The sequence below is a fragment of the Stutzerimonas frequens genome (genome assembly GCF_024448335.1).
Lineage (GTDB): Bacteria > Pseudomonadota > Gammaproteobacteria > Pseudomonadales > Pseudomonadaceae > Stutzerimonas > Stutzerimonas frequens.
In genome coordinates, this window is record NZ_JAMOHM010000006.1 from 148,437 (window position 1) to 175,398 (window position 26,962).

A 26,962-nucleotide genomic window follows, 5' to 3' on the forward strand; every position below is an offset into this window, starting at 1 on the left:
CTATGAACCCGAACTTCCTGGATTTCGAACAGCCGATCGCCGACCTGCAAGCCAAGATCGAAGAATTGCGCCTGGTTGGTAACGACAACTCGCTGAACATCGGCGATGAGATTGCCCGCCTGCAGGACAAGAGCGAGTCGCTCACCGAAAGCATCTTCGGCAATCTGACCAGCTGGCAGATCGCCCGTCTGGCTCGCCACCCGCAGCGGCCCTATACCCTCGATTACATCAATCACCTGTTCACCGAGTTCGAAGAACTGCATGGTGACCGTCATTTCTCCGACGACGCGGCCATTGTTGGTGGTACGGCGCGTCTGGACGGCCAGCCGGTGATGATCATCGGTCATCAGAAAGGCCGTGAAGTACGCGAGAAGGTGCGTCGCAACTTCGGTATGCCGCGTCCGGAGGGCTATCGCAAGGCCTGCCGTCTGATGGAAATGGCCGAGCGCTTCAAGATGCCGATCCTGACCTTCATCGATACCCCGGGCGCCTATCCGGGGATCGATGCCGAAGAGCGCAACCAGAGCGAGGCCATTGCTTGGAACCTGCGCGTGATGGCGCGACTGAAGACGCCGATCATCGCCACCGTGATTGGCGAGGGCGGTTCTGGCGGTGCGCTGGCGATCGGCGTCTGCGACCAGCTGAACATGCTGCAGTATTCAACCTACGCGGTGATCTCGCCAGAAGGTTGCGCCTCGATTCTCTGGCGTACCGCCGAGAAGGCGCCGGAGGCCGCCGAGGCCATGGGTGTTACCGCCGAGCGCCTGAAAGATCTGGGTATCGTCGACAAGGTGATCCCCGAGCCGCTGGGCGGCGCGCATCGCAATCCGGCCGTCATGGCTGCGGCCATGCGCGAGCAGCTCAACAGCCAGTTGCACATGCTCAAGTCGCTGGATACCGATGCGCTGCTGGCGCGTCGTTATGAGCGCCTGATGAGCTACGGTATCGCCTGAGTCACTCCTGCGCGTGCCTCGACTCGCTCTCGCTGAGTCGAGGCACGCAAAGGCTCGCTGTCGGGCCTTCGCTCGCGGCTTTCGCTCCTGAGCCTTATGCTTGCCAGCATTCTCGATTTTCGAAGCGCCAAGCATGTCCCTCGACTCCCGCCTGCTTTCCGTTCTTGCCCCCTGGCGCGGCTCATCGGCTTGGTGGGTGGGGTTCTCCGGCGGTCTTGATTCTACTGTTCTGTTGCACGCGCTGGTGCGGCTGGCGGAACGTCGTGCGCTGCCTCCGATTCGCGCAATTCATGTGCACCATGGCCTACAGGTCGCCGCTGACGACTGGCCAGCGCACTGCCAGCAAGTCTGCGACCGGCTTGGCGTCGCGCTGGAGATTGTGCGCGTGCAAGTTGTTCCAGGCGCCAGTCTGGAGCGGGCTGCACGCGATGCGCGCTATCAGGCGTTCGCTGCGCGCCTGGGCGAAGATGAGCTGCTGCTGACCGGCCAGCACCGCGATGACCAGGCCGAGACGCTGCTGTTCCGTCTATTGCGCGGCGCCGGTGTGCGCGGGCTGGCGGCGATGCCGGATGTGCGATCGATGGGGCGCGGCAGCCTGGTTCGGCCGTTGCTGGAGGTCTCCCGGGCCGAGTTGGAGGATTATGCGCGTGCCAACGGTCTCGCCTGGGTCGAGGATCCCAGCAATCAGCAGCTGGAGTATTCACGCAACTTTCTGCGTCGGCAGGTCTTGCCTTTGCTACAGCAGCGCTGGCCTCGGGCGGCGTCCAGCCTGGCGCGTACCGCCGCGCTTATGGCCGAGGCGCAGCATTTGCTCGACGAGCTTGCGCAGCAGGATCTCGCCGCGGCGCAGGCTGGCAGCGATTGCCGATGGTTGAACCTGCCGAGCCTCGCGCTAGCGCCGCTGCGCGAGCTGACATCGGCGCGGCAGCGTAATGCGCTGCGCCATTGGCTGGCAGGGCTGACCTTGGCGCCGGATGAGAATCACTGGGCCGGCTGGGAGTGTCTGCGTGACGCCAAGCCAGATGCCACGCCACGCTGGCGGCTGGCAGGTGGCGAGCTCCAGCGCAGTGGCGAGCGCGTCTGGTGGCTGCCGGACGGCTGGCTTGCCTCTGTTGGTGGGCCGGTTGACTGGCCCGACCCGTCCGTCGAGCTGCAGCTTCCCGGCAATGGCTCGCTTCGGCTAGAGGGGGCGCCGCCCATTGGCAGACTGCAGATTCGCTATCGAAGCGGCGGTGAAGTCATGGCTGTGTCCGGTCGCGGCCGGCGCGATCTCAAACGCCTGCTGAATGAAGCCGCGGTGCCTGCGTTCGCCCGAAAGCGCCTGCCGCTGCTGTATTGCAATGGCGAGTTGGTCGCCGTGGCCAATCTGCCGCAACTGAGCGCTGGCCGGTGCGCCCTGAATTGGTGCGCGCCGGGCTGCTAAGTGGTTTGAGCTGATAGGGCCTTTCCGGTAGACTACGCTCCCGTCTCAATACAGCTTCTGCGGTTTCTTCGAATCCGTGGCAGTTGCGCTATTGCCGATCCGCGCAATGGCACCTTCGCTTTCCCCCGGCGGCGCCGGCCGCTTAACGCAGACTTCTAGGGTTTTTCATGACGCGCTACATCTTCGTCACGGGTGGTGTTGTTTCTTCATTGGGGAAAGGCATCGCCTCGGCTTCATTGGCGGCCATCCTGGAGGCGCGGGGCCTGAAGGTCACGATGCTCAAGCTGGATCCTTACATCAACGTCGATCCGGGCACCATGAGCCCGTTCCAGCACGGCGAGGTGTTCGTCACTCATGACGGCGCCGAGACCGACCTCGACCTGGGCCACTACGAGCGGTTCATCCGCACCCGCATGACCCAGAACAACAACTTCACCACCGGTCGCGTCTACGAGGACGTGCTGCGCCGCGAGCGCCGGGGTGATTATCTGGGCGCGACCATCCAGGTCATCCCGCATATCACCGACGAGATCAAGCGTCGCGTGATCAAGGGTGCCGGCGACGCCGACGTGGCGCTGGTGGAGGTCGGCGGTACCGTGGGCGACATCGAGTCGCAACCCTTCCTCGAGGCCATCCGCCAGTTGCGTGTCGAAGTCGGCGCCAAGCGCGCCATGCTGATGCACCTGACGCTGGTGCCTTACATCGCCACCGCCGGCGAGACCAAGACCAAGCCGACCCAGCATTCGGTGAAGGAGCTGCGCTCCATCGGCCTGCAGCCCGACGTGCTGGTCTGTCGTTCGGATCGCGCCATCGACGTGTCTTCGCGGCGCAAGATCGCACTGTTCACCAACGTCGAAGAGCGCGCGGTGATCAGCCTGCCGGACGCCGACACCATCTACAAGATTCCGGGCATCCTGCATGCTCAGGGTCTCGATGACTACGTCGTCGAACGTTTCGGTCTCGAATGCCGTGGCGCCGATCTCTCCGAATGGGATCGTGTCGTCGATGCCAAACTGCATCCGGAGAAGGAAGTCACCATCGCCATGGTCGGCAAGTACATGGAACTTCTGGACGCCTACAAATCTCTGATCGAGGCGATGAGCCACGCTGGCATCCAGAGTCGGACCAAGGTGAACCTGCGTTACATCGACTCCGAGGACATCGAGAACCAGGGCACCGGCCTGCTCGAAGGCGTCGATGCCATTTTGGTGCCGGGCGGTTTCGGCCTGCGCGGCGTGGAAGGCAAGATCGCCACCGTGCGCTATGCCCGCGAGAACAAGATCCCATACCTGGGTATCTGCCTGGGCATGCAGGTGGCGGTCATCGAGTTCGCTCGCGATGTGCTGGGCTGGACCGATGCCAACTCCACCGAGTTCGACAAGGACAGCGGTCACCCGGTCGTCGGTCTGATCACCGAGTGGGAAGATGCCAGCGGTGCGGTGGAGACCCGCAGCGATAGCTCCGACCTCGGCGGCACCATGCGCCTCGGTGCGCAGGAATGTGGTCTGGAGCCGGGCTCGAAGGTGTTCGAGTGCTATGGCCAGGAGCGCATCGTCGAGCGTCATCGTCATCGCTATGAAGTGAACAACAACCTGCTGCCGCAACTGCAGGCAGCCGGACTGAAAATCACCGGGCGCTCCGGAGACGGTGCGCTGGTGGAAGTGGTCGAGGCTCCGGATCATCCCTGGTTCGTCGCTTGCCAGTTCCACCCTGAGTTCACCTCCACGCCGCGCGACGGTCATCCGCTGTTCAGCGGTTTCGTCAACGCAGCGCTGGAATACAAGGCGAAGAAGGCATGAGCCAGAAGACCATTCGCGTAGGCAACATCGAGATCGCCAACGACAAGCCGTTCGTGCTGTTCGGCGGCATCAACGTCCTCGAGTCGCGGGACTTGGCCATGCAGGCCTGTGAAGAGTACGTACGGGTGACCGAGAAGCTCGGCATTCCCTACGTGTTCAAGGCGAGCTTCGACAAGGCCAACCGTTCCTCGATCACCTCGTTCCGCGGCCCGGGTCTGGAAGAGGGAATGAAGATCTTTGAGGAAGTGAAGAAGACCTTCGGCGTGCCGGTCATCACCGACGTACATGAGCCGTGGCAGGCGCAGCCGGTGGCCGATGTCTGCGACATCATCCAGCTGCCGGCCTTCCTCTCGCGGCAGACCGACCTGGTGGTGGCGATGGCCAAGACCGGTGCGGTGATCAACATCAAGAAAGCGCAATTTCTCGCACCGCAGGAGATGAAGCACATCCTGAAGAAGTGCGAAGAGGCTGGTAATGACCAGCTGATCCTCTGCGAGCGCGGCTCGTCCTTCGGCTACAACAATCTGGTCGTCGACATGCTCGGCTTCGGCATCATGAAGCAGTTCGAATACCCGGTGTTCTTCGACGTCACCCATGCCCTGCAGATGCCGGGCGGTCGCGCCGACTCGGCTGGTGGGCGTCGTGCCCAGGTCACCGACCTGGCCAAGGCCGGCCTGTCCCAGGGGCTGGCCGGGCTGTTCTTGGAGGCGCATCCGGAGCCGGAGAATGCCAAGTGCGACGGTCCGTGCGCGCTGCGTCTGAACAAGCTCGAAGCTTTCCTCACCCAGCTCAAGCAGCTGGATGATCTGGTCAAGAATTTCCCGCCAATCGAAACTGCTTGAAAGCCTTGCAGCTATCTATGGAGTGTTAACAACAATGGCAAAGATCGTCGACATCAAGGGGCGTGAAGTTCTCGACTCCCGTGGCAACCCCACCGTGGAAGCCGATGTGATCCTCGATAACGGCATCATCGGCAGCGCCTGCGCGCCGTCCGGTGCATCCACCGGTTCGCGCGAGGCTCTGGAACTGCGCGATGGCGACAAGAGCCGCTACCTGGGTAAGGGCGTGCTGAAGGCCGTGGGCAACGTCAACGGGCCGATTCGCGATCTGCTGCTGGGCAAGGATCCGGCCGATCAGAAGGCCCTGGACCACGCGATGATCGAGCTCGACGGTACCGAGAACAAGGCCAAGCTCGGCGCCAACGCGATCCTCGCCGTGTCCCTGGCGGCTGCCAAGGCCGCTGCCCAAGCCAAAGGCGTGCCGCTCTACGCGCACATCGCCGACCTCAATGGCACTCCTGGCCAGTATTCGATGCCGGTGCCGATGATGAACATCATCAATGGCGGCGAGCATGCAGACAACAACGTCGACATTCAGGAGTTCATGGTCCAGCCGGTCGGCGCCAAGACCTTCGCCGACGCGCTGCGCATGGGTGCCGAGATCTTCCATCACCTGAAAGCCGTGCTGAAGGCTCGTGGCCTGAACACCGCAGTGGGCGACGAGGGCGGCTTCGCGCCGAACCTGGCCTCCAACGAGGATGCGCTGGGTGCCATCGCCGAGGCGGTCGAGAAGGCTGGCTACAAGCTGGGCAGCGACGTCACCCTGGCCCTGGACTGCGCTTCCAGCGAGTTCTACAAGGACGGCAAATACGACCTGGCCGGTGAAGGCAAGGTGTTCGACGCCGAGGGCTTCGCGGATTACCTGGCGGGCCTGACCCAGCGCTACCCGATCATCTCCATCGAAGACGGCATGGACGAGTCCGACTGGGCTGGCTGGAAGGCGCTGACCGACAAGATCGGCGAGAAGGTTCAGCTGGTCGGTGACGACCTGTTCGTGACCAACACCAAGATCCTCAAGCGCGGCATCGACGAGAAGATCGGCAACTCGATCCTGATCAAGTTCAACCAGATCGGCTCGCTGACCGAAACCCTGGAAGCCATTCAGATGGCCAAGGCGGCCGGTTACACGGCGGTGATCTCGCACCGTTCCGGCGAGACCGAAGACAGCACCATCGCCGACCTGGCCGTAGGCACTGCCGCTGGTCAGATCAAGACCGGTTCGCTGTGCCGCTCCGACCGCGTGTCGAAGTACAACCAGCTGCTGCGTATCGAAGAGCAGCTGGCCGGCAAGGCACCGTACAACGGTCGTGCCGAATTCCGCGGCTGATCCTGCGGCATTAAAAAAGGGCGGCGCGAGTCGCCCTTTTTTGTTTCAATCGGCATCGTCTTGGTGAGCGATCACTCCCGCGCCAAGGCTGTGTTGTCTTCCTTATTCGAACTGCCGCCGAAGTCGTTTCATGCCTGCTATGCGTCGCCCCTACTGGTTGTTCGTCGTGCTGATCCTGCTTCTCGGCGGGCTGCAGTACCGTCTTTGGGTGGGCGAGGGCAGCCTGGCGCAGGTCAACAGTCTGAACAAGCAGATTGCCGACCAGCAGGGCGAGAACGAGCGGCTGCTGGAGCGCAATCGAATCCTCGAAGCGGAAGTCCTGGAGCTCAAGCAGGGCATGGAAACCGTCGAGGAGCGTGCGCGTCAGGAGTTGGGCATGGTCAAAGAGGGCGAAACCCTCTACCAGTTCGTCGAATGAGCCAAGTCCAGTTGTCGAGGTTCTGGGTCGTCATTCCGGCAGCAGGGGTCGGCAGTCGCATGTGTGCAGACCGTCCCAAGCAGTACCTGCGGTTGGCTGGGCGCTGCATTCTCGAGCATACCCTCGATCGTTTCATCGACCACCCGGCCCTGGCCGGACTGGTGGTCTGTCTGGCGTCCGACGATCCCTACTGGCCGAACCTGGACTACGCCAGGGATGCGCGCATCCTGCGGGCGGCGGGTGGGCGCGAGCGTTGTGATTCGGTACTCAACGGCCTGCAGCGCCTTTCCGAGGCGGGAGCGAGCGCGGACGACTGGGTGCTGGTGCATGACGCCGCCCGACCCAATCTGGCGCGCGACGATCTGAATCGCCTGCTCGTCGAGCTTGCCGATGATCCGGTTGGGGGACTGCTGGCTGTGCCTGCGCGGGACACGCTCAAGCGTGTAGGGCCGCAGGGGCGGGTCGTGGAAACGGTGGACCGCAGCGTCATCTGGCAAGCCTTTACGCCGCAGATGTTTCGCTTGGGCATGTTGCGCGCGGCGTTGGACTCGGCGCTCGCCGGTGGCCTGCAGGTGACTGACGAGGCGTCTGCAATGGAGTGGGCCGGCCATTCACCGCGCGTGATCGAAGGTCGCGCCGATAACCTCAAGGTCACCCGGCCTGAAGATCTCGCCTGGTTGGAGCGCTGCTGGCAAGGCGAGCGTCACGCCTGAAGCGCGGCGGGCAACCAGCGTTGCCCGCCAGCCTCGTTAGAAGCGGTAGATTGCCGCTGCTCCGGTAGCCGTCGGCATCCGTTCGGTCGGCACCACGACGACTTCACCGCCTTGCTCAAGCGTCCAGATGGTCAGCTCGTCCAGCACGTCGGGCGTGTTCGCAGCCTCGGCGCTTGCCGACACGGCGCTTCCCTCGTTCTTGTCGACCCGTCCGGGGATCTGCCGCTCTGCCTCGACCAGCAGCGTGGCAACCCGACCCTGGCGGGTCGCCTGACCGATGTCTTCGAGCTGATCCGAGGCGAGGCCCTGACCATGGGAGGCGCCGAACTGATTCAGCAGCCCTTCCAACCGCTTCAGATAGCGCGGCTGCATCACCATCCAGCTTTTGTCCCGCAGTTCGTCGACACCCAAGGCGCGCTGCCCGTTCTCGATGCCTTCCGGTAGCAGGTACTCGTTGTGACTGATGCGGCGGAAGTGTGGCTGTTGTTCCGGCAGGGCCGCGAGGATCAGCGGCAGGCCGGACGGCCGGGAGTGGTGTTCGGTGATCGCGCGATCGACCTCGCGGAAATAGCGGTCACGGTCGCGGTCGATCTCCGCCTGTTTGCCGCTGCCGCCAGCCTCGACCTGCATCGGATCGCCCCGTTCGCTGGCGCGACTGTAGCCCTGCGGGAAGCCGCTCTGACCTTTCTCGGTCAGATCGTTACCCAGGGCATCGGCCAGCGTTCTGGGCACCGCTTCATGCAGCGGCACCTCATCCAGAGCATCCCGGTTGCCCTCGAACAGGCGCACCGAGTCGCGCGACAGGCAGAGAATCTGGTAGCGATCGGCCGATTGTGCAATGCGCACCAGCGGCTTGAGATGCATGCGGTCGTTGGCGACAGCCATCTCTGGCACGCTGCGCTGCAGCCGATAGACCTGGAAATAGTCCTTTGCGCCGAACGCCGCTAGGCCATCGAGGCTGTGGTTCCAGAAATCGTTGTCATCGATCAGCGCGTAGAAGGGCTTGAGCAGGCTTTGCACCTGGTCGGCATGGCCCTGCTGTCTGAGCGAATCCTCCAGTTGCTTGACCAGCTGCTTGAAGCGGATCGGGTCCTGCTGGCGCTCCGGAAAACTGCGATGCGTTTGCTGGTACAGCGAAAGGCAGGGGCCGTCCCGGTGTTTCAGCAGTTGGGTCAGGGTTTCACGATCGAGCAGTCGATTCATGCGTGGCCTCCAGTGGTGTGGTTCGGTCCCTCGCAGAAGTGACGATGGCGCGTTCAATGGCCATCGGTGGCCAGGTCAGTGGCGGTTGAACTTGTCCAGGGCGTGGCTGAGGGCGTGATTGAGCTTTTCCGCTGCCCCGTTGATAGCCAATTCCAATGTCTCGGCCTTGTGGGTCGCGGAGAGGGGTTCATGGCCCTTGACCCGCGCCTCCATCTGGCAGCGCTTGTCGTGCGGCCCACTCTTGTTGCTGTTCTCGTCGTTCAGATGCACTTCGATTCGGGTCAGATGGTCATCGAAGCGTTCCAGTTCGGTCTCGACCGTCGCCTTGACCCGTTCTTCGAGGTCGGCGGTAACGCTGATGCTGTGGTTACTGTTCACCAGAACCTGCATGGTCTCCTCCTGATTTGCAGCGCTGCGCGCGTTAGGCGCTGGCGGCGCCAAGCGTCGCAGCTACACAACGTACGACGTGGCGGGCAGGGGCGGGTTCCACCTCGATGCCGACCTCGGACGCGCGGTCGACGGCGCTCAGCTCGCGCTGTCGGCGTATTCGGAACGCCGGGCGAGACCGTCCCTGAGTGCTTCGATCAACAGGCGCACCTTCGGCAACAGGTAACGTCGCTGCGGGTAGACTGCCCAGACCGCCGTGTCTGGCGGCTGGTTGTGTTCCAGCAGCGAGACCAGCTCACCGCGGCGCAGCGGCTCCTGCACGTAGTAGTCCGGCAGCTGGCAAAGACCGAAGCCGCGCAGGGCGGCGTCGAGCACCGCTTCGCCACTGTTGCAGCGCCAGTTGCCGCTGGGCTTGAAATGCTGCTCGCGCCCATCGACCTGAAATACCCAGGTGTCGCTCGTGCCGATCAAGCAGTTGTGCCGGGCCAACTCGGAGAGCGTGTGTGGGCGGCCATAGCGCTCCAGGTAGCCCGGCGCGGCGCACAGGTACATGGCGCGTGGTGCGATGCGCGTCGCGACCAGGCGTGACTCGCCGAGTCTGCCCAGGCGAATGGCCAGGTCGTAGCCTTCCTGGACCAAGTCCAGGGTGCGGTTGGATAGCTCGATATCGACACGCAGCTGTGGATGACGCGCCATGAACTCGTTCACCAGCGGCACGATGAAGCGCTCGCCGTAGGCCACTGCGGCGGTCATGCGCAGCAGGCCGGTCGGCGCGCTGTGCAGGTCGCTGATGGCGAGGAAGGCATCGTCACGCTCCTCGATCAATCGCTGGCAGCGTGCAAAAAATGTATGGCCGGCCTCGGTCAGCGACACGCGGCGAGTGGTGCGGTAGAGCAGGCGGGCCTGCAGGCGCTCTTCCAGACGAGCAATCTGGCGGCTGACGTGCGAGGTAGAAACACGCAGTCGCTCGGCGGCGCGCATGAAACTGCCGCACTCGACCACGGCGACGAACTCATCGAGGCCTTCCCAGCGATTCATGTTGGCTCCGCAAAATGGGTACAGCAGTGAAACAGATACGAATCCTAGCCTGATGTTTGCCGATTGTCCCTGTACCGCAACAATGTTTCCTTGTAGGCCGATCAATCCCCACGGAGTCGTGAATTACACTCTCTGTTTTCCTGCATCAGTCGAGAGTGATGTTCATGACCATCAAATCGCGCGCCGCCGTTGCCTTCGGCCCCAACCAGCCCCTGCAGATCGTCGAAGTGGATGTCGCCCCGCCCAAGGCTGGCGAGGTCCTGATCCGTATCGTCGCCACCGGTGTTTGCCATACCGACGCCTACACCCTCTCCGGAGAGGATTCGGAAGGCGTATTCCCCTGCATCCTCGGTCATGAGGGTGGCGGCATCGTTGAGGCGGTGGGCGAGGGCGTCACCTCGGTGGCGGTCGGCGATCACGTGATTCCGCTCTATACCGCCGAATGCCGCGAGTGCAAGTTCTGTAAGTCGGGCAAGACCAACCTGTGCAGCTCCGTGCGCGCCACCCAGGGCAAGGGCCTGATGCCCGATGGCACCACGCGCTTCAGCTACAACGGCGAGCCGATCTACCACTACATGGGCTGCTCGACCTTCTCCGAGTACACCGTGCTGCCGGAAGTCTCGGTGGCCAAGATTCCCAAGGAAGCCCCGCTGGAAAAGGTCTGCCTGCTCGGTTGCGGCGTGACCACCGGTATTGGTGCCGTGCTGAACACCGCCAAGGTGGAAGAGGGCGCCACCGTGGCGATCTTCGGCCTGGGCGGCATCGGTCTGGCGGCGATCATTGGTGCGAAGATGGCCAAGGCGAGTCGGATCATCGCCATCGACATCAATCCGGGCAAGTTCGCCATTGCCGAAGAGCTGGGCGCCACTGACTTCGTCAATCCGAAGGACCACGACAAGCCGATTCAGGAGGTGATCGTCGAGATGACCGATGGCGGCGTCGACTATTCCTTCGAGTGCGTCGGCAACGTGCAGCTGATGCGCGCGGCGCTGGAGTGCTGCCACAAGGGCTGGGGCGAGTCGACCATCATCGGTGTCGCCGGCGCCGGCCAGGAAATCAGCACGCGTCCGTTCCAACTCGTCACCGGACGCGTCTGGCGCGGTTCGGCGTTCGGCGGCGTGAAGGGGCGTACCGAGCTGCCGAGCTATGTGGAAAAGGCGCAGAGCGGCGAGATTCCGCTGGACACCTTCATCACCCACAACCTGCCGCTGGAGCAGATCAACGAAGCGTTCGACCTGATGCACGAAGGCAAGAGCATCCGAACCGTCATCCACTTCTGACCCCTGGGTGGGCAATGCCGTCGTCCGGCGGCTTGTCCACCTCGATCGGTGGATGCCTGCGCGGTTTCCACCTTGCGCGAGGCCGCTCATGACCCTTGAAATCGTTTCCAGCAACAAGAGCTTCGGTGGCTGGCACAAGCGCTACCGCCACCGCTCCAACACCCTGAACTGCGACATGGTATTTGCCGTGTTCCTGCCGCCACAGGCCGAGCAGGGCGAGAAACTGCCGGTGCTGTACTGGCTGTCCGGCCTGACCTGCACCGATGAGAATTTCATGCAGAAGGCCGGAGCGCTACGCATGGCAGCCGAGCTTGGTCTGATCATCGTCGCGCCGGACACCAGCCCGCGCGGCCCAGGCGTGCCGGATGATGCCGAGGGTGCGTGGGATTTCGGACTGGGCGCGGGCTTCTATCTCAATGCGACGCAAGAGCCCTGGGCCCAGCACTACCGGATGTACGACTACGTCATCGAGGAACTGCCGGCACTGGTCGAGGCCAACTTCCCGGTCTCCGACCGCCGTGGCATCAGCGGGCACTCCATGGGCGGGCACGGGGCGCTCATCTGCGCGCTGAAGAATCCGGGCCGCTATCGCTCGGTATCGGCCTTTGCGCCGATCAGCAACCCGATCAACTGCCCCTGGGGTGAAAAGGCCTTTGGCCGCTATCTCGGCGAGGATCGTTCGCGCTGGCGGGAGTGGGATGCCTGTGCGCTGATCGCCGAGGCCCGCGAGCGCTTGCCGCTTCTGGTCGACCAGGGTGATCGCGATGATTTCATGGACGGCCAGCTCAAGCCGCAGGCGCTGCGCGCCGCTGCGGATTCGGCCGGTCACCCGCTGACCCTGCGCATCCAGCCGGGCTACGACCACAGCTACTACTTCATCGCCAGCTTCATCGACGATCACCTGCGCCATCATGCTGAAGCACTGAGGGCGTAGGGTGGATGACGGCACAGCCTCATCTACGCGTCTGTTTCGGTCGGCACCGGGGTGTTTCGCATGACCCTGTTCGCGTGGAAAACGCTTCGCGGTTTTCCACCCTACGAGGCCGCACAGCGCGCGCTCAAGGCGTAGGACGTTGGCCGCGCAGCCTCTTGCGCACGTCTACTGCCAGGGACGGCAGGACATAAAAAAGGCCCGAGCGGACATGCCGCTCGGGCCTTTCCATCGCCAGGAGCTTAGAGCGACGGATAATCGGTATAGCCAGTCGGGCCCTGGGCGTAGAACAGCTCGGGTTTCGGCTCGTTCAGCGGTGCGTCCTGACGCAGACGCTCGACCAGATCCGGATTGGCGATGTACGGAATACCGAAGGCCACCGCATCGGCCTTGCCTTCCGCCAGCCAGGCGTTGGCCTGTTCCTTGGTGAAGCGTTCGTTGGCGATGTAGACGCCGCCGAAGAGCTGCTTGAGCTGCGGGCCGAGGCTGTCTTCACCGGCCTTCTCGCGGGTGCAGATGAAGGCGATGCCGCGCTTGCCCAGCTCGCGGGCTACGTAGCCGAAGGTCTCGGCACGGTTGGAATCGCCCATGTCGTGGGCGTCGGCGCGCGGTGCCAGGTGCACACCGACGCGCCCCGCGCCCCACACCGAGATCGCTGCGTCAGTCACTTCGAGCATCAACCGTGCACGATTCTCCAGCGAGCCACCGTAGGCGTCGGTGCGCTTGTTGGTGCTGTCCTGCAGGAACTGGTCGAGCAGATAGCCGTTGGCGCCATGGATTTCGACACCGTCGAAACCGGCTTCCTTGGCATTCTCGGCACCCTTGCGGTAGGCCTCGATGATGCCGGGGATCTCGTTGGTCTCAAGGGCGCGAGGCGTTTCGTAATCCTTCATCGGGCGGACCAGACTGACGTGCCCGGCGGGCTTGATGGCGCTGGGCGCGACCGGCAGCTGGCCGTCGAGGTAGATCGGGTCGGAGATGCGACCGACATGCCAGAGCTGCAGGACGATCTTGCCGCCCTTGGCATGCACGGCATCGGTGACCTTCTTCCAGCCCTGAACCTGCTCGGCCGACCAGATGCCCGGGGTGTCCGGATAACCCACACCCATCGGCGTGACCGAGGTGGCTTCGCTGATGATCAGGCCAGCGTCGGCGCGCTGGGCGTAGTACTCGGCGATCAGGTCGCCTGGCACGCGGCCGGGCTCGGCTCGGCAGCGGGTCAGCGGCGCCATGATGATGCGATTGTTCAGTTCCACGTCGCCGATCTTGATCGGGTCGAAGAGTGTGGGCATAGCGATACCGCTCCTGTTCAGGTGGTGGTTCGTAAGGTCAGAGTTCCTGGCCGATGCGCTCGATGAAGGTCTGGATCAGGGCATCGTTGCGCTTGAAAAAATGCCACTGGCCGACCTTCTGGCTGGTCACCAATCCGGCTTTCTGCAGGGTCGCCAGGTGGGCCGATACGGTTGACTGCGACAGGCCGGCGCGCTGATCGATCTGACCGGCACACACGCCGTTCTCCAACGAATGGTGCTGCTCGGCGAAATAGCGTTGCGGCTCCTTGAGCCAGCGCAGGATGTCGCGGCGCAGCGGATGGGCGAGGGCCTTGATGATGTCGTCGAAGTCGTCCGGCATGGTCTTCAGCTGCCTATATCGGGTTGAGGCGAACTATATATCGGTGTTTGACGATACAAGATCGATTCGGCTGATGGTGGTTATCGGTGGCGTCGATGTACGGGCGCGCCGCGGCGATCCGCTCAGGGACATCCGCCTCCTGTAGAATCGCCGCCTCGAGTTATTCCAGGGTGTTTGATCTATGCGTATCGGCCACGGTTACGACGTGCACCGCTTCGGCGAAGGCGACCACATCACGCTTGGCGGCGTGCGGATTCCACACCGGTTCGGGCTGCTCGCCCATTCCGACGGCGACGTTCTGTTGCACGCCCTGAGCGACGCGCTGCTCGGTGCCGCAGCGCTGGGTGATATCGGCAAGCATTTCCCGGATACCGATCCGCAGTTCAAGGGCGCCGACAGCCGCGTGCTGCTACGCCATGTGCTGGCGCAGGTGCAGGCCAAGGGCTACGTGGTCGGCAATGTCGACGCGACGATCGTCGCCCAGGCCCCGAAGATGGCGCCGCACATCGAAAGCATGCGTGCGCTGGTCGCCGCAGACCTGCAAGTGGAGCTGGATCAGGTCAACGTCAAGGCCACCACCACCGAGAAGCTCGGCTTCACCGGGCGCGAGGAGGGGATCGCCGTTCACGCGGTTGCCTTGCTGGTCCGCGCATGACCGAAGATCAGCTGCTCGGGCCACGTGCCCATGGCGAGCCCTGCGGCAGTGCGGTGCTGAAGGCGGTCGCCGAGGATTTTCAGGTCGATGAGGTGCTCGATATCCCGCTGTCCGGCGAGGGTGAGCACCTCTGGTTGTGGGTTGAAAAGCGCAATCTGAACACCGAGGAAGCTGCCAAACGCATCGCCCGCGCCGCTGGCGTGCCGCTGAAGATGATCAGCTATGCGGGCCTGAAGGACCGCCAGGCGCTGACCCGGCAGTGGTTCAGCCTGCATCTGCCGGGCAAGGCCGACCCCGATCTGAGCGCCGCCGAAGACGGCAGCCTGCGGCTGCTCCAGTGCGTTCGTCATCAGCGCAAGCTGCAGCGCGGCGCGCATTCGGCCAATGGGTTTCGTCTGCGTCTGACCGAGCTGCATGCCGATCATACGCAGCTCGACGCGCGGCTAGAGCGGATCAAGCTGCAGGGGGTGCCGAACTACTTCGGCCTGCAGCGTTTCGGCTATGAAGGTGGCAACCTCCACGGGGCGCGCCACTTCGCGGCGAAAGGAGAGCTGCCGGAGCAGCGCAACATGCGTTCGCGCCTGCTTTCGGCTGGCCGCAGTTACCTGTTCAACCGTGTGCTCGCCGAACGGGTTGCTGATGGCAGCTGGGATCAGGCACGAGTGGGCGATCTACTGGCATTCACTGACAGTCGCAGCTTTTTCCCCGCCGGACCGGACGAGTGCGCAGACCCGCGCCTAAGGATTCTGGATCTGCATCCGACCGGCCCTTTATGGGGCGTTGGGGGCTCGCCAGCAGGTGACGAAATACAGGCACTGGAAGACGCCGTCGCTACAAATGAATCGGCTGTCGCCAATTGGTTGGCGCAGGCAGGGATGAAGCACGAACGGCGCATTCTCCGCCTCCCCATCAGCGGTTTGTCGTGGCATTATCCCGGGCCTGACATTCTGCAACTGGAATTCGTCCTGCCGACCGGATGCTTCGCCACCGCCGTGGTGCGTGAGCTGGTCAGCCTGGCAGGGCAGACGGACATCTGATGCGTATTCTGATCGCCAACGACGACGGGGTGTATGCACCCGGGCTCGCCGCGCTTTATGACGCGCTGGGCGGCTATGCCGAGTGCAAGGTGGTTGCCCCGATCCAGGACATGAGCGGCGCCAGCAGCGCGCTTACCCTGGACCGCCCGCTTCATCCCGTGACCATGCCCAACGGCTTTATCGGCCTGAATGGCTCGCCCACCGATTGCGTTCACCTTGGCCTCAACGGATTGCTCGAGGAAACGCCGGACATGGTGGTCTCGGGTATCAATCTCGGTGCCAATCTGGGCGATGACGTGCTTTATTCAGGAACGGTTGCCGCGGCCATCGAAGGGCGCTTCACCGGTCGGCCGGCTTTTGCCTTCTCGCTGGTCTCCCGCTTGCCGGACAACCTGCCAACCGCTGCCTACATCGCTCGGGCTCTGGTGGAAAAGCACGACCAGCTGGAGCTTCCGCCGCGCACCGTCCTCAGTGTCAACGTGCCCAATCTGCCGCTGGATCATATCCGCGGCATCCAGCTGACGCGTCTGGGCCATCGCAGCAGGGCCAAACCGCCGGTCAAGCAGGCCAATCCGCGTGGCAAGGAAGGCTACTGGATTTCCGTGGCCGGTGATGTCGAAGACGGCGGTCCGGGCACCGATTTCCATGCAGTCATGCAGGGTTATGTCTCCATAACCCCGCTGCAGCTGGATCGAACCTTCCGTGAGGCCTTTCACGGTCTCGAGAGCTGGCTGGAGAACGTGCTGTGATACACCGCGGACAAGACAGCCTGCTGCACGGCTCGGGGATGACCTCGCAGCGCACACGTGACCGTCTGATTCAGCGGCTCTACGAAGAAGGGCTGTCCAACGCCCATGTACTCGAAGTGATCCGCCGTACCCCTCGTCATCTGTTCGTCGACGAGGCGCTGGCACACCGTGCCTACGAAGACACCGCGTTGCCGATAGGCCATAACCAGACGATTTCCCAGCCGTTCATGGTCGCCCGGATGAGCGAACTCCTGCTGGCCGACGGTCCGCTGGACAAGGTACTGGAGATCGGCACCGGCTCCGGCTACCAGACCGCGGTGTTGGCTCAGCTGGTCGAGCGGGTGTTTTCGGTGGAGCGCATCCAGGCGCTGCAGGACCGGGCCAAGGAACGCCTGGTCGAACTCAAGCTGCGCAATGTGGTCTTTCGCTGGGGCGATGGTTGGGAGGGCTGGCCTGCACTGGCGCCTTACAACGGCATCATCGTCACCGCGGCGGCAACCGATGTGCCGCAGGCCTTGCTCGATCAGCTGGCGCCCGGTGGGCGTCTGGTGATTCCAGTGGGTGCCGGCGAGGTCCAGCAACTCATGCTGATCATTCGAGAGGAAAACGGCTTTTCGCGCCATCTTCTGGATACCGTACGTTTCGTGCCGCTGCTCAATGGACCCGTGATTTGATCATTCAGCGGAAGGAAGCATGAAAAACGCTTTTTTGTTGTACGCCAAAGGCATGGCGATGGGGGCTGCGGACGTGGTGCCCGGTGTCTCGGGCGGTACCGTGGCGTTCATCACCGGTATCTATGATGAGTTGCTGCGCTCCATCAGCGCTGTGCCATATGCGGTCGGCCCGTTGTTGCGGGGGCGTTTCGCCGAGGCCTGGAAAACCGCCAATGCAAGCTTCCTGCTGGTGCTGTTCGCCGGCATCCTGACCAGCATTCTTAGCCTGGCCAGGCTGATTACCTATCTTCTGGAAGAGCATCCGATTCCCGTCTGGTCCTTCTTCTTTGGCCTCATCCTGGTTTCTGTCCATCTGGTGGGCAAGGAAATCCAGCGCCGCAACCTGTCGCGTCTGGTGAGCTTCTGCCTGGGTATCGGCTTTGCCTACTGGATTACCGTGGCTGCGCCGGTGCAGTGGGGCAGCAGCAGTCTGAGCCTTTTCTTTGCTGGCGCGATTGCCATCTGCGCGATGATCCTGCCGGGCATTTCCGGCAGTTTCATCCTGGTGCTGCTGGGGCTGTACCCGGTGGTTCTGGGCGCGGTGAAGGGGTTCGATCTCGGTGTGATGGCGGTCTTCGCCGCGGGGTGCCTGGTAGGCTTGTTGAGCTTCGCCAAGTTCCTCAGCTGGCTGCTCAAGCGTTGGCGCGACCTGACCCTGGCGTTTCTGACCGGGCTGATGCTCGGCTCGCTGAACAAGGTCTGGCCATGGAAGGAAACGCTGACCTGGCGCACCAATTCCAGTGGCGAGAACGTTCCGGTCCTGCAGCACAATCTGCTGCCTGGCGCCTATGGCGACCTGACCGGGCAGGACCCTCAGCTGCTGCTGGCCGTACTGTTGGCCGTGGGTGGTATCGTTCTGGTCCTGGGGCTCGAGTGGTTTGCCGGCCGGCGCCAGCCGATGACTGAAGGCGTCTGACGCACTTGTCTATGAAAGGGAGCGGGCATTGAGGCTCACAGCAGTACCGCGGTGGATGCGCGACCCCATGGTCCGTTCGATGCTCGGTGTTCTGGTGATTGCCGGAACGCTGGTCGGTTGTGCGTCGTCGCCCCAAGGGGGAGGCGTGCAGGTCGTCGACCGCAACCAGCGTGACAAGGTCACCAGCGGCCAGTACATCGTGCGGCGCGGCGATACGCTCTGGTCCATCGCGTTCCGCTTCGGCTGGGACTGGCGTGAGCTGGCACGTGTGAACGGCATCCAGCCACCGCATGTTATCTATCCTGGGCAAAAGATCCGCTTCAGTGGCAGCAGCGCTCGAGTAGCGGCCGCCGCGCCACGGCCCCAGCCAGCGCCCAAGCCGGCGCCATCTACCCCGGTCGTGGTCGCCAACCCGGTTTCCCGTCAGCCGGCGATCAGCACCCAGCCAAGCCCGCCGTCCAGTCCGCAGGCACGTACGCCAGTTACCCCTGTAGCCCGCTCGGCGAGCGGTTGGGCATGGCCGGCGAACGGCACGATCATCGGTCGTTTTTCCTCAAACGGTAGTTTGAATAAAGGAATTGATATCGCTGGGGAATTAGGACAGCCTGTTCTGGCTGCTTCTGATGGGACTGTTGTGTACGCCGGCAGTGGATTACGGGGTTACGGCGAACTTGTGATCATCAAGCACAGCGATACCTATGTAAGCGCCTACGGACACAACCGCAGGCTGCTGGTGCGGGAGGGCCAACAAGTCAAGGCTGGGCAAGGTATTGCCGAGATGGGATCGACGGGAACCGACCGGGTGAAGCTGCATTTCGAAATTCGTCGCCAGGGTAAACCCGTAGACCCGCTGCAATATCTGCCAAGACGTTGACCTGTCGCCTGCCTGTTCCAGCACTAGGTTAGGCTTGAGCGTAGCCAAGGACCCGCGTCGCTTGGGCCTGTTGTCGAACTCGGAACAGGACAAGAATAATGGCACTTAAAGACCAAGCGCTGGAGTTTGACGTCGACGATGCGGTTCTGCTCATGGAAACGCCCATCCACTTCGACCAGAAAGACAAAGTGACCAAGGCTGCCGGTGCAGGCAGACCCAAGGCCGCATCCAGCAAACAGCACAAGTTCATCGATTACAACCGGGCGCTAGATGCGACCCAGTTGTACCTCAACGAAATCGGTTTCTCCCCCCTCCTGACCCCCGAAGAAGAAGTGCATTTCGCGCGTCTTGCGCAGAAAGGCGATCCGGCGGGGCGCAAGCGCATGATCGAAAGCAACCTGCGACTGGTGGTGAAAATCGCCAGGCGCTATGTCAACCGCGGCCTGTCCCTGCTTGATCTGGTCGAGGAGGGCAATCTCGGGCTGATCCGTGCGGTGGAGAAATTCGATCCGGAGCGCGGCTTCCGTTTCTCGACCTACGCGACCTGGTGGATCCGGCAGACTATCGAGCGGGCCATCATGAACCAGACCCGGACGATTCGCCTGCCGATCCATGTGGTCAAGGAGCTGAACGTCTATCTGCGCGCGGCTCGCGAACTGACGCAGAAACTCGATCACGAACCCAGTCCCGAAGAGATCGCCAACCTGCTCGAGAAGCCGGTCGGCGAGGTCAAGCGCATGCTCGGCCTCAATGAGCGGGTCACCTCAGTGGACGTCTCGCTCGGACCGGATACCGACAAGACATTGCTCGATACGCTTACTGACGATCGACCAACCGACCCATGCGAACTGCTGCTGGATGACGATCTGTCGGCCAGTATCGATCAGTGGCTGTCGGATTTGTCCGAGAAGCAGCGCGAGGTCGTCATCCGTCGCTTCGGGTTGCGTGGGCACGAGGCTTCGACGCTGGAGGAAGTCGGCCAGGAGATCGGTCTTACGCGCGAGCGCGTGCGCCAGATCCAGGTCGAGGCGTTGCGCCGCCTGCGCGAGATTCTCGAGCGCAACGGGTTGTCCAGCGACGCGCTTTTCCAGTGAGCGCAACGCTGCGTCGGCCGGAGGCCCCGGTCGGCGCAGCGGCTTGTTCGTATGCCTGCCCAGACGGTAATGGCTTCGTGCGATCGACTTAAGCCAATCGTTCTGGGTTTCCACTTCATCGATATCGTTTGTAAGCATTCACTTACAGGCGATGTAAGCAAAGCCAACGTAGCAGCCCCCGCTGAACCGCTACTCACTTGTGAGTATCGTGGTAAGCCTTTGAATTTTAATGGTTTTTAATCGGTCATTCGGCGCGGGCTGCGGGCAATGTGGCGACCTGACGCAGTTGTCCTTGGCCCTGCGATCATTAATATCGCCCACGTGCTCAGGGATTAGCACGGCCTTCAGGATGAAGGTCAGGCATCATCGCAGGATGCGGTGCCATCAGGACGATGAGAAGGGATTAAGGGAACAGGGAAGGAGGCGGGCGGGATCGTATCCCGCCCCTTTTTTTGCCTTGAGAAAAGTGGACTGAACCGAGTTGCCCTCGCATGGCCTAAGGCTCAACAGCCATCACGGAGGTCAACATGAACGGTGATCAGCAGCATGACCAGTCGCCTGAGGACCGGGACGATGCAGCCCGGCGCCCTGATGAGGCGGACGAAGAGCAGCTCGACGAGGCCATCGAGGAAACCTTCCCGGCCAGCGATCCGATCTCTCCTTGAGCTGGCGCTCGGCAGATCATGCGCGCGCGGCTGCGCGCTCGAGCAAGGCCGGCAGAACCTGTGTCCGTAAGAGTGGCGCAACGTCATCACGGTGGCAGGGTTCCAGATCCAGCCAGCCCATCTCTTCGATTTCTGCCTGAACGCTGACGGGGTGCGGAAGGCGTCCAACGAACACTTGCGCCTGGACCTGATGGTTCGGTTCGTTGGCTGCCGGCGCCCGGAATTGTCCTAGCGACTCAAGATCTCGATCTTCCAGGGAGAGCGCCAGCTCTTCGGCCAGCTCTCGCCTGAGCGTCTGCAAGGCGGTTTCGCCTGGCTCGGCCTTGCCACCGGGCAACATGAAGAAGCGCGTACCGCGCTTGCGTACCACCAGCAACCGTCCGTGTTCGTCGAACAGGCAGGCAATTGCGATATTCAGGGTGGCGTCGGGCATGGCGTCTTCCTTCTGGCGACGAGTCAGAGCGATCAAGGTCTTGCTGCGGCGATAACGGGCAAGACGATCTTCCAGCATTTGCGGTAGCTGTACTGCCTCGCTGAAACCGAGCCGGGCATAAAACTCTTGCAGCTCCGGTTTACAGAACAGCCAGACCGGCCCTGAGACGCAACGCAGCGCCCGGCGCACCAGCCCCTGACCGATCCCGCGGCCGCGCTCGGCAGGGCTGACCAGTAGTCCGGTCAGGAAATGGCCATCGGCAACCGGCGTCAGGCAAAGGCCTGCGATGATCTCGCCACATCTGGCAACCCAGCAACTGGCTTCGGGGCGCACCCGGTTGCGGTTGTGGTGGGTTCGATAGAACCTGACCAGCAGAGGCTTCTGCGGCTGGGGTAAGCGCTGGTACTCGAGTACAGGCATGGCCGTCCGGGGCGTTTTCGATCACGCCAGTCTAGCGTCTGCCACTTGTTCGCCAAAGCCTGTCCCGCTGGCATGCCGTTCATCCGCTCCCTGCATCTTTTCCCAGGTCGTCGGGCTCTCACCCTTTAGGTACGCCAACGACAGGAATAACAAGATGTTGGACTTAGTGATCGTGCTCGCGTTTGTCTTCTATGGCCTGTCGGCGGGCATGCGCGCCCGCAGCAAGGCATCGCAGAGTCTGCATGAGTACTTTTTGGCCGGCCGAACCATCAAAGGCTGGCGCGCGGGTGTGTCGATGTCCGCGACGCAATTCGCAGCCGACACGCCGTTGCTGGTCAGCGGCCTGGTCGCCACCGCCGGTGTGTTTGCGCTTTGGCGGTTATGGATCTACGGTCTGGCCTTTCTGCTGCTGGCCTGGGTGTTTGCCTCTGGCTGGCGCCGTGCTGGCGTGTTGACCGATGCGGAGCTGACACGTGTGCGCTACAGCGGGCCAGCCGTGGTGCCGCTGCGGTTGTTCAAGGCGATCTACTACGGCACGGTAATCAACTGCGTGGTGCTGGCGATGGTACTGGTCGCCGCTATCCGTATCGCCGAGGTATTCCTGCCCTGGCACGAATGGCTGCCGGGCGGCACCTACGGGATGATTCAGAGCGCGGTTCAGGCAAGCGGCATCGAACTGGGCGAGAGCATCACGGACCTCGATCAGCTGACCACCAGTACCAACAACCTCATCTCGATTCTGCTCATTCTGGCATTCACCGCCATGTATTCGATCACCGGCGGCCTACGCGCGGTGGTGCAGACCGACGTCATGCAGTTCAGTGTGGCGATGCTGGGCACGCTGGCCTACGCCTGGTTCGTGGTCGACGCCGCTGGCGGGTTGGGCGGCCTTACCGACCGTGTCGTCGAGCTGTACGGTAGCGAGCAGGCCAGCAAGATGCTGTCGTTCGCACCGCCCAGCAACGCTGGCGAGGCGCTTTTGCCGTTCCTGATGATCGTCGGTTTGCAGTGGCTGTTTCAGATGAACTCCGATGGCACCGGCTATCTGGCACAGCGCAGCATGGCCTGTCCGACCGACCGCGAAGCGCGCATCGCCGGGCTGGTGTTCACCTGGTTGCAGATCTTCCTGCGCAGCCTGTTCTGGCTGGCGATCGCCATCGGCCTGCTGGTGCTCTATCCGTTCAGCCCCGAAGACATGAGCGGGGACGGCTTCACTGCCGCTCGCGAGGCGCTGTTCGTCACCGGCATCGATGAGTTGCTGCCGCCGGGCTTCCGTGGCCTGATGCTGGTGGGGCTGCTGGCGGCGCTCGCCTCGACGGTGGACACGCATCTGAACTGGGGCGCCTCCTATTGGAGCAACGACGTCTACGGCGGCGTGGTTGCGCCGAAACTGCTCAAGCGCAAGCCGAAGGACAAGGAGCTGGTGCTGGTGGCGCGGCTGTCCAACGTGCTCATCCTGCTGATCGCGATGATCATCATGGCTAACCTCGGTTCGATCCAGACCGCCTGGTTCATCTCGCTGCTGTTTGGAGCCGGCATGGGCTCGGTGCTGGTGCTGCGCTGGTTATGGGAGCGGATCAACCTGTATTCCGAGCTGACGGCCATGGTGTTTTCGCTGATCACCGCGCCCCTGCTGCTGTACTTCCTCGGCACGGATCCGGAGCGCGAGTGGGTCCGTCTGAGCATCATGTCGCTCGTGACCTGCAGTGCGGCGGTTCTGGTGAGCTTCGTCACGCCTGCAACCGATACGCAAACCCTTGACCGCTTCTATCGGCGTGTTCGGCCCTTCGGGTTCTGGGGCAAAACCGCGGCGCGCTGTGGCTTTGATCCTAGGGAATCACTCAAGGCGCTGGGCGTCAGGTTGTTCGCCGTCGCGGTCACGGCACTGTCCGTATATACCCTGTTGGTCGGCATCGGGCGCTTGCTGTTTCCGGATCCCGAAGGCAGTGCTGTGCTGGCCTGGACGTGCGTAGTCGTCGGGCTTGCGTTGATGCCGGTATGGATATATCTGGCTTTCAGCCATTACTTCGACCGACAGTCTGACGAGCACTCGTCCGAAGTACATACGGAAGAGGCGGATGTGGCGCGCTGAAGAGTCAAAGCCGTAATTGACCGTACTGCTATTGGAGTTGATGGCTTATTGATATTTGTTTAGGTCATAAATCGATAAGAATCATCCTGTTAAAACACTTTCCTGTGATTTCTGATGAAATGCAGGTCATTCGTCGATTCTTTCGGCAACCATCCGGTTTACATGCTTGTCTCACCCCTACGCAGAGTTAATGCGTAATTGAAAACAAGCATAAGAGGTGCCGTCATGAATCGACTTTTCAAAACTTCCTTAATGGTTGTCGCAATGCTTCCGGCTATTGCCGGAGCGGCACCCATGACCGGCGACAAGGAAATCACGTTGGGTGGTGCAGGAAGCAGCGACAAAGACTTTGACGATACTGTGTTTTCCGTACAGGGAAGTTGGGGTCAGTATTTGAGCGAAGCGTCCCTGTGGGGTGTAAGGCAAACCGTCAATGCGCGCGATACCGAGGGTGAGAGCGTGAAGTTCGACGGTTCGACCCGGGTCTTCTATGACTATCACTTCGGTACCGGCAAGGCGCGACCTTTCATTGGTGCCAGCATCGGCGGTGTCTACGGTGATCGGGTGGACGAGACGTTCATGGCGGGGCCGGAAGTTGGCTTCAAGTATTGGGTACAGGACAAGACCTTCATTACCGCCATGGCGGAATATCAGTTCCTGTTCAAGAGCGGCAGCGATGCGCAGGATCGATATGATGACGGCGTGTTCCTTTACAGCATCGGTATTGGCTTCAATTATTGATCGAAGCCTGCGCGGCGCCTCGACGGCGTCGCGCTAGTTGTTCCACCGTTGCCGTTTCGCTTGTCCTATTTCTTGAGTTAGCTTTCCACCAACTGTTGCAGAAAGTTCCTGAGTGCAATGCCAGGTTCGTCATCCTCTGATGCGATCATGCGAATCCCCCATTGTCGCAACACTTCTTCCTGAACCGGGTTCGGCTTGTGCGAGAAGACATATGAAATAGGGCGAACGCCCAACGTTTCATGTTCGTTCCATATCTTCGACAGCTTGTGGAAAAGCAGCCGGATATTCGTATCCGACAGGCTGTAACCGATAAACAGAACAGCCTTGCTCAGCGTGTCTGCGCGCAGTTTGATATCCAATGGCGTTTCGAATTGCAGCCGTTGGTAATAGCTGGTCTCGTCGAGCACAATCGAGGCATCGTCATCGAAATCGCCATGGAACTTGACGATCTGCCGGACGCCATCGCGAGCCTTGGTGAGGTCGCTGGCGTTGGCGATCTTGATGTAATCCACCGCATAAGCGTCGTGGGCGTATTCCAGCCAGCGGTCGTAGTTGGTGGTGTAGATCGCCGGGAACCGGCCGTGCACGATCAGCCGGTGAATTTCGGAGTCACGGATCTCGATGTTGCGGTGCCACTCACGGTCCATCCAGCTGCGTAGCGGGCCGATGCTGCCTTTCTTGATCCGGTAGTACTCGGCCAGGGCGAGGAAATTGCCGTAGGTGTTAAAGACCTCCGGGTCGTAGTCGAGCTGCACGGCGATCTCGTCGATCAGCTCTTTCCATGGCGGCAGACCGATGTTGGCCGAGACGCCGGAGCCGACGAAGAGAATCAGCCGGTTGTTGCGGTAGGCGTCACGCAGTTGGTCCATGTGCTTCAGGACTCCCGCAGAAAGGCAACGAAGGCATCCAGCGCGCGGCGGCGCATGGAAAGGCCGTTCTTCTGCGTGCCCAGCTGTGCGAACGTCTGGTTCTGACCTTCGGGGATGAATACGTCGTCCCACTCGAAGCCGCCATGACCGGCGGGCGACGGCGAGATGCGGCCTGGAACCACGCCTTCGAAGAAGTGCCGCTTGCGCCCATCGCAGTAGCCGATCAGGGTTCGCGCTTCGGCCGCCGGGTCCTCGAGCCTTCCGATCAGCTCGGAGAAGCGTTCGGCCTGCAGGCGATCCCAGAATATCTGGGTCAGGCCGCCGGGAAAGCCGTTGAGACTGTTGATGAACAGCCCGGTATGTTCGACGAACACCGGCTTGCCGATCATCTTGAACGCCACCAGAAGCTTGTCGCTGACCAGCTGGTAAAGGTCTTCGGTGCGCAACTCCTCGATGCGGATCGGAAAGGGCTTCACCTCGATTCCACTGGGCTCGAGGATCTCGCGAACCTCGCGGATCTTCTGCTGATTGATGGACGCGAAGCGGATTTTCATCGAACGAGCCAGCTCCGGTTGCGCGGCGAACGGGTGTCGCGTTGGTCTACCCATGCTTGTATGACGCAAGGGGGAGGGCTCGGTTCTCCTCTGCGGCGGATTTCAGCGTAGAGGGTGCGCTCGGTTTGCGGCTCTTTGGCTGCATTGCCGCTGCGCGGCAGGCGTCGCCGATGTAATCAACCGTGGCCCGTTTGGGCAGGGCAGGCGACCTGCACCTGGCGGATGCGCTCGGCCGGCACTCGCAGTTGACGTAGCAGGTACTCGGAAAACTCCGGACTGTAGGGCTGCCTGGCGATCGCCTGCTCCATGCAGAACAGCCAGGCGTCGCGTTCGGCTTCGCCGACCGGCCAGCGGGTATGAAACTGCGGAATGCTGATGGCGCCATATTTTTCGGCGTAGCGTTTCGGCCCACCCAGCCAGCCGCACAGGAAGCTGGCCAGCCGATCGGCAGCTTCGCTGACATCCGCCGGGTACATCGCGCGAACGCTCGAGGCCTCGGGCGCTTCGTCCATCACCCGATAGAAATCGGCCACCAGCCGCTGCAGGCCCGCTTCGCCGCCGGCAGCCTGGAACGAGGCGTCAGCGACGCCGAAAACGGGACGTTGATCGGGATTCATCAGCTGCGTCTCCGGCACAGAAAAAGGCGCGCGGGATAATGCGCGCTTGTGCCAGATCAAGACAAGTGCAAGCAGTGGCCACGACGCAGCGGCAGCTGGTCTAAGCTGAAAACCTACCCAACAGCGGAGACAGGAAATGCGCAGGCTTCTGGTTGCATACGATGGTTCGGACAACTCCAAGCGCGCCCTGCAGTATGTCGTCGATCTGGCCCGGGATACCGGAATGGCGCTGCAGGTGCACGTGGTCAACGTTCAGCACGAGCCGATCATCTATGGCGAGTACGTCACCTCGGCCATGATCGACGAGGTCAACAACAGCCTGATGGCCAAGTCCCGTAGCGTGCTCGACGAGGCAGCGGCAATGTTGCAGGCCGGTGGGCTGACCTGCGAGACCCACACCCAGCTCGGCAACGTCGCCGAGCAGATCAACGATGCGGTCAAGCGGCTGGGCTGTGACACGGTGGTGATGGGCACCCGCGGCCTGGGCAGCTTCACCGGCCTGGTGTTGGGCTCGGTGGCGAACCGGGTGATCCACGAGGTTTCGGTCCCGGTACTGCTGGTCAAGTAGAAGGGCGCGTCGCCCAGGCCGA

Annotated in this window: 29 protein-coding genes; 20 read left to right on the forward strand and 9 right to left on the reverse strand. The window is 62.3% G+C overall.

Features of this window, described 5'->3' with window-relative positions:
* Positions 1 to 2: 2 nt before the first annotated feature.
* From NAO55_RS10775 to ispD, 7 genes are all read left to right on the forward strand, one after another.
* Positions 3 to 953, forward strand: a complete 951-nt coding sequence (locus NAO55_RS10775) for an acetyl-CoA carboxylase carboxyltransferase subunit alpha (RefSeq protein WP_014819915.1) — start codon at positions 3 to 5, stop codon at positions 951 to 953.
* A gap of 133 nt (positions 954 to 1,086) precedes the next feature.
* The gene (gene tilS / locus NAO55_RS10780; RefSeq protein WP_305123880.1) at positions 1,087 to 2,376 is read left to right on the forward strand and encodes a tRNA lysidine(34) synthetase TilS; all 1,290 of its coding nucleotides are present in this window, start codon (positions 1,087 to 1,089) and stop codon (positions 2,374 to 2,376) included.
* A gap of 167 nt (positions 2,377 to 2,543) precedes the next feature.
* Positions 2,544 to 4,175 carry a CTP synthase gene (gene pyrG, locus NAO55_RS10785; protein WP_063543807.1) on the forward strand — a complete coding sequence of 544 codons (1,632 nt, stop codon included), beginning with the start codon at positions 2,544 to 2,546 and terminating at the stop codon, positions 4,173 to 4,175.
* Positions 4,172 to 5,017: a 3-deoxy-8-phosphooctulonate synthase gene (kdsA, locus tag NAO55_RS10790; RefSeq protein ID WP_102840858.1), complete on the forward strand. Its 846-nt coding sequence runs from the start codon at positions 4,172 to 4,174 to the stop codon at positions 5,015 to 5,017. The genes pyrG and kdsA overlap by 4 nt, the downstream gene beginning before the upstream one ends.
* A 34-nt stretch (positions 5,018 to 5,051) precedes the next feature.
* The gene (eno, locus tag NAO55_RS10795; RefSeq protein ID WP_102840859.1) at positions 5,052 to 6,341 is read left to right on the forward strand and encodes a phosphopyruvate hydratase; all 1,290 of its coding nucleotides are present in this window, start codon (positions 5,052 to 5,054) and stop codon (positions 6,339 to 6,341) included.
* A gap of 139 nt (positions 6,342 to 6,480) precedes the next feature.
* Positions 6,481 to 6,759 carry a cell division protein FtsB gene (ftsB, locus tag NAO55_RS10800; protein ID WP_063543813.1) on the forward strand — a complete coding sequence of 93 codons (279 nt, stop codon included), beginning with the start codon at positions 6,481 to 6,483 and terminating at the stop codon, positions 6,757 to 6,759.
* On the forward strand, positions 6,756 to 7,472 hold the full coding sequence (gene ispD, locus NAO55_RS10805) for a 2-C-methyl-D-erythritol 4-phosphate cytidylyltransferase (RefSeq protein WP_102840860.1): 717 nt from the start codon (positions 6,756 to 6,758) through the stop codon (positions 7,470 to 7,472). The genes ftsB and ispD overlap by 4 nt, the downstream gene beginning before the upstream one ends.
* Before the next feature lie 36 nt (positions 7,473 to 7,508).
* Here the strand turns inward: ispD and NAO55_RS10810 are convergent, their stop codons facing one another.
* From NAO55_RS10810 to NAO55_RS10820, 3 genes are all read right to left on the reverse strand, one after another.
* Positions 7,509 to 8,675, reverse strand: coding sequence for a baeRF3 domain-containing protein (locus tag NAO55_RS10810; RefSeq protein ID WP_102840861.1), 1,167 nt, complete (start codon positions 8,673 to 8,675; stop codon positions 7,509 to 7,511).
* Positions 8,676 to 8,750: 75 nt separating this feature from the next.
* Entirely contained in the window at positions 8,751 to 9,065 is a 315-nt protein-coding gene (locus NAO55_RS10815; protein WP_102840862.1) for an HPF/RaiA family ribosome-associated protein, read from the reverse strand.
* A gap of 135 nt (positions 9,066 to 9,200) precedes the next feature.
* Entirely contained in the window at positions 9,201 to 10,100 is a 900-nt protein-coding gene (locus NAO55_RS10820) for a LysR substrate-binding domain-containing protein (protein ID WP_102840863.1), read from the reverse strand.
* 164 nt (positions 10,101 to 10,264) lie between these two features.
* Here NAO55_RS10820 and NAO55_RS10825 point away from each other — a divergent pair, with 164 nt between their 5' ends.
* Both NAO55_RS10825 and fghA read left to right on the forward strand, forming a co-directional pair.
* A complete protein-coding gene (locus NAO55_RS10825; protein WP_041771927.1) occupies positions 10,265 to 11,380 on the forward strand; it encodes an S-(hydroxymethyl)glutathione dehydrogenase/class III alcohol dehydrogenase in 1,116 nt (371 codons plus the stop codon).
* 88 nt (positions 11,381 to 11,468) lie between these two features.
* Positions 11,469 to 12,314: an S-formylglutathione hydrolase gene (fghA, locus tag NAO55_RS10830; protein ID WP_102840864.1), complete on the forward strand. Its 846-nt coding sequence runs from the start codon at positions 11,469 to 11,471 to the stop codon at positions 12,312 to 12,314.
* Positions 12,315 to 12,553: 239 nt separating this feature from the next.
* On the opposite strand, the gene NAO55_RS10835 is transcribed toward fghA, so the two are convergent.
* Together NAO55_RS10835 and NAO55_RS10840 are read right to left on the reverse strand one after the other, a co-directional pair.
* Entirely contained in the window at positions 12,554 to 13,603 is a 1,050-nt protein-coding gene (locus NAO55_RS10835) for an alkene reductase (protein WP_102840865.1), read from the reverse strand.
* A 37-nt stretch (positions 13,604 to 13,640) separates the two neighbouring features.
* Positions 13,641 to 13,943 (reverse strand): ArsR/SmtB family transcription factor, encoded by a 303-nt coding sequence (locus NAO55_RS10840; RefSeq protein WP_063543830.1) that lies wholly within the window; start codon positions 13,941 to 13,943, stop codon positions 13,641 to 13,643.
* Positions 13,944 to 14,124: 181 nt separating this feature from the next.
* Between NAO55_RS10840 and ispF the strand changes: the two genes are divergently transcribed.
* The 8 genes from ispF to NAO55_RS10880 all read left to right on the forward strand — a co-directional run bounded on the left by ispF (position 14,125) and on the right by NAO55_RS10880 (position 20,646).
* Positions 14,125 to 14,598 carry a 2-C-methyl-D-erythritol 2,4-cyclodiphosphate synthase gene (gene ispF / locus NAO55_RS10845; RefSeq protein WP_102840866.1) on the forward strand — a complete coding sequence of 158 codons (474 nt, stop codon included), beginning with the start codon at positions 14,125 to 14,127 and terminating at the stop codon, positions 14,596 to 14,598.
* Positions 14,595 to 15,635, forward strand: coding sequence for a tRNA pseudouridine(13) synthase TruD (gene truD / locus NAO55_RS10850; protein WP_102840867.1), 1,041 nt, complete (start codon positions 14,595 to 14,597; stop codon positions 15,633 to 15,635). The genes ispF and truD overlap by 4 nt, the downstream gene beginning before the upstream one ends.
* Positions 15,635 to 16,384, forward strand: a complete 750-nt coding sequence (surE, locus tag NAO55_RS10855; protein WP_063543836.1) for a 5'/3'-nucleotidase SurE — start codon at positions 15,635 to 15,637, stop codon at positions 16,382 to 16,384. Before truD ends, surE begins: the two co-directional genes overlap by 1 nt.
* A 38-nt stretch (positions 16,385 to 16,422) precedes the next feature.
* Entirely contained in the window at positions 16,423 to 17,058 is a 636-nt protein-coding gene (locus NAO55_RS10860) for a protein-L-isoaspartate(D-aspartate) O-methyltransferase (RefSeq protein ID WP_063544007.1), read from the forward strand.
* A gap of 19 nt (positions 17,059 to 17,077) precedes the next feature.
* Entirely contained in the window at positions 17,078 to 18,013 is a 936-nt protein-coding gene (locus NAO55_RS10865) for a polyprenyl-phosphate transporter (protein WP_063543838.1), read from the forward strand.
* A 67-nt stretch (positions 18,014 to 18,080) separates the two neighbouring features.
* Positions 18,081 to 18,887 (forward strand): peptidoglycan DD-metalloendopeptidase family protein, encoded by an 807-nt coding sequence (locus tag NAO55_RS10870; protein ID WP_102840958.1) that lies wholly within the window; start codon positions 18,081 to 18,083, stop codon positions 18,885 to 18,887.
* 98 nt (positions 18,888 to 18,985) lie between these two features.
* On the forward strand, positions 18,986 to 19,981 hold the full coding sequence (gene rpoS / locus NAO55_RS10875) for an RNA polymerase sigma factor RpoS (protein ID WP_063543840.1): 996 nt from the start codon (positions 18,986 to 18,988) through the stop codon (positions 19,979 to 19,981).
* Positions 19,982 to 20,508: 527 nt separating this feature from the next.
* The gene (locus NAO55_RS10880; protein ID WP_166082484.1) at positions 20,509 to 20,646 is read left to right on the forward strand and encodes a hypothetical protein; all 138 of its coding nucleotides are present in this window, start codon (positions 20,509 to 20,511) and stop codon (positions 20,644 to 20,646) included.
* 16 nt (positions 20,647 to 20,662) lie between these two features.
* Here the strand turns inward: NAO55_RS10880 and NAO55_RS10885 are convergent, their stop codons facing one another.
* Entirely contained in the window at positions 20,663 to 21,499 is an 837-nt protein-coding gene (locus tag NAO55_RS10885; RefSeq protein WP_102840868.1) for a GNAT family N-acetyltransferase, read from the reverse strand.
* Positions 21,500 to 21,653: 154 nt separating this feature from the next.
* Between NAO55_RS10885 and NAO55_RS10890 the strand changes: the two genes are divergently transcribed.
* Both NAO55_RS10890 and NAO55_RS10895 read left to right on the forward strand, forming a co-directional pair.
* Complete coding sequence (locus NAO55_RS10890; protein WP_102840869.1) at positions 21,654 to 23,591, forward strand: sodium:solute symporter family protein; 1,938 nt, start codon at positions 21,654 to 21,656, stop codon at positions 23,589 to 23,591.
* Positions 23,592 to 23,816: 225 nt separating this feature from the next.
* Complete coding sequence (locus NAO55_RS10895) at positions 23,817 to 24,332, forward strand: hypothetical protein (RefSeq protein ID WP_102840870.1); 516 nt, start codon at positions 23,817 to 23,819, stop codon at positions 24,330 to 24,332.
* A gap of 77 nt (positions 24,333 to 24,409) precedes the next feature.
* Here the strand turns inward: NAO55_RS10895 and NAO55_RS10900 are convergent, their stop codons facing one another.
* From NAO55_RS10900 to NAO55_RS10910, 3 genes are all read right to left on the reverse strand, one after another.
* A complete protein-coding gene (locus NAO55_RS10900) occupies positions 24,410 to 25,201 on the reverse strand; it encodes an SIR2 family protein (RefSeq protein WP_063543846.1) in 792 nt (263 codons plus the stop codon).
* A gap of 5 nt (positions 25,202 to 25,206) precedes the next feature.
* Positions 25,207 to 25,755: a non-canonical purine NTP pyrophosphatase gene (locus tag NAO55_RS10905; protein ID WP_063543848.1), complete on the reverse strand. Its 549-nt coding sequence runs from the start codon at positions 25,753 to 25,755 to the stop codon at positions 25,207 to 25,209.
* Positions 25,756 to 25,931: 176 nt separating this feature from the next.
* Positions 25,932 to 26,372 carry a group II truncated hemoglobin gene (locus tag NAO55_RS10910; RefSeq protein ID WP_102840871.1) on the reverse strand — a complete coding sequence of 147 codons (441 nt, stop codon included), beginning with the start codon at positions 26,370 to 26,372 and terminating at the stop codon, positions 25,932 to 25,934.
* Positions 26,373 to 26,508: 136 nt separating this feature from the next.
* Between NAO55_RS10910 and NAO55_RS10915 the strand changes: the two genes are divergently transcribed.
* On the forward strand, positions 26,509 to 26,940 hold the full coding sequence (locus NAO55_RS10915; RefSeq protein WP_102840872.1) for a universal stress protein: 432 nt from the start codon (positions 26,509 to 26,511) through the stop codon (positions 26,938 to 26,940).
* The last annotated feature ends 22 nt before the right edge of the window (positions 26,941 to 26,962 follow it).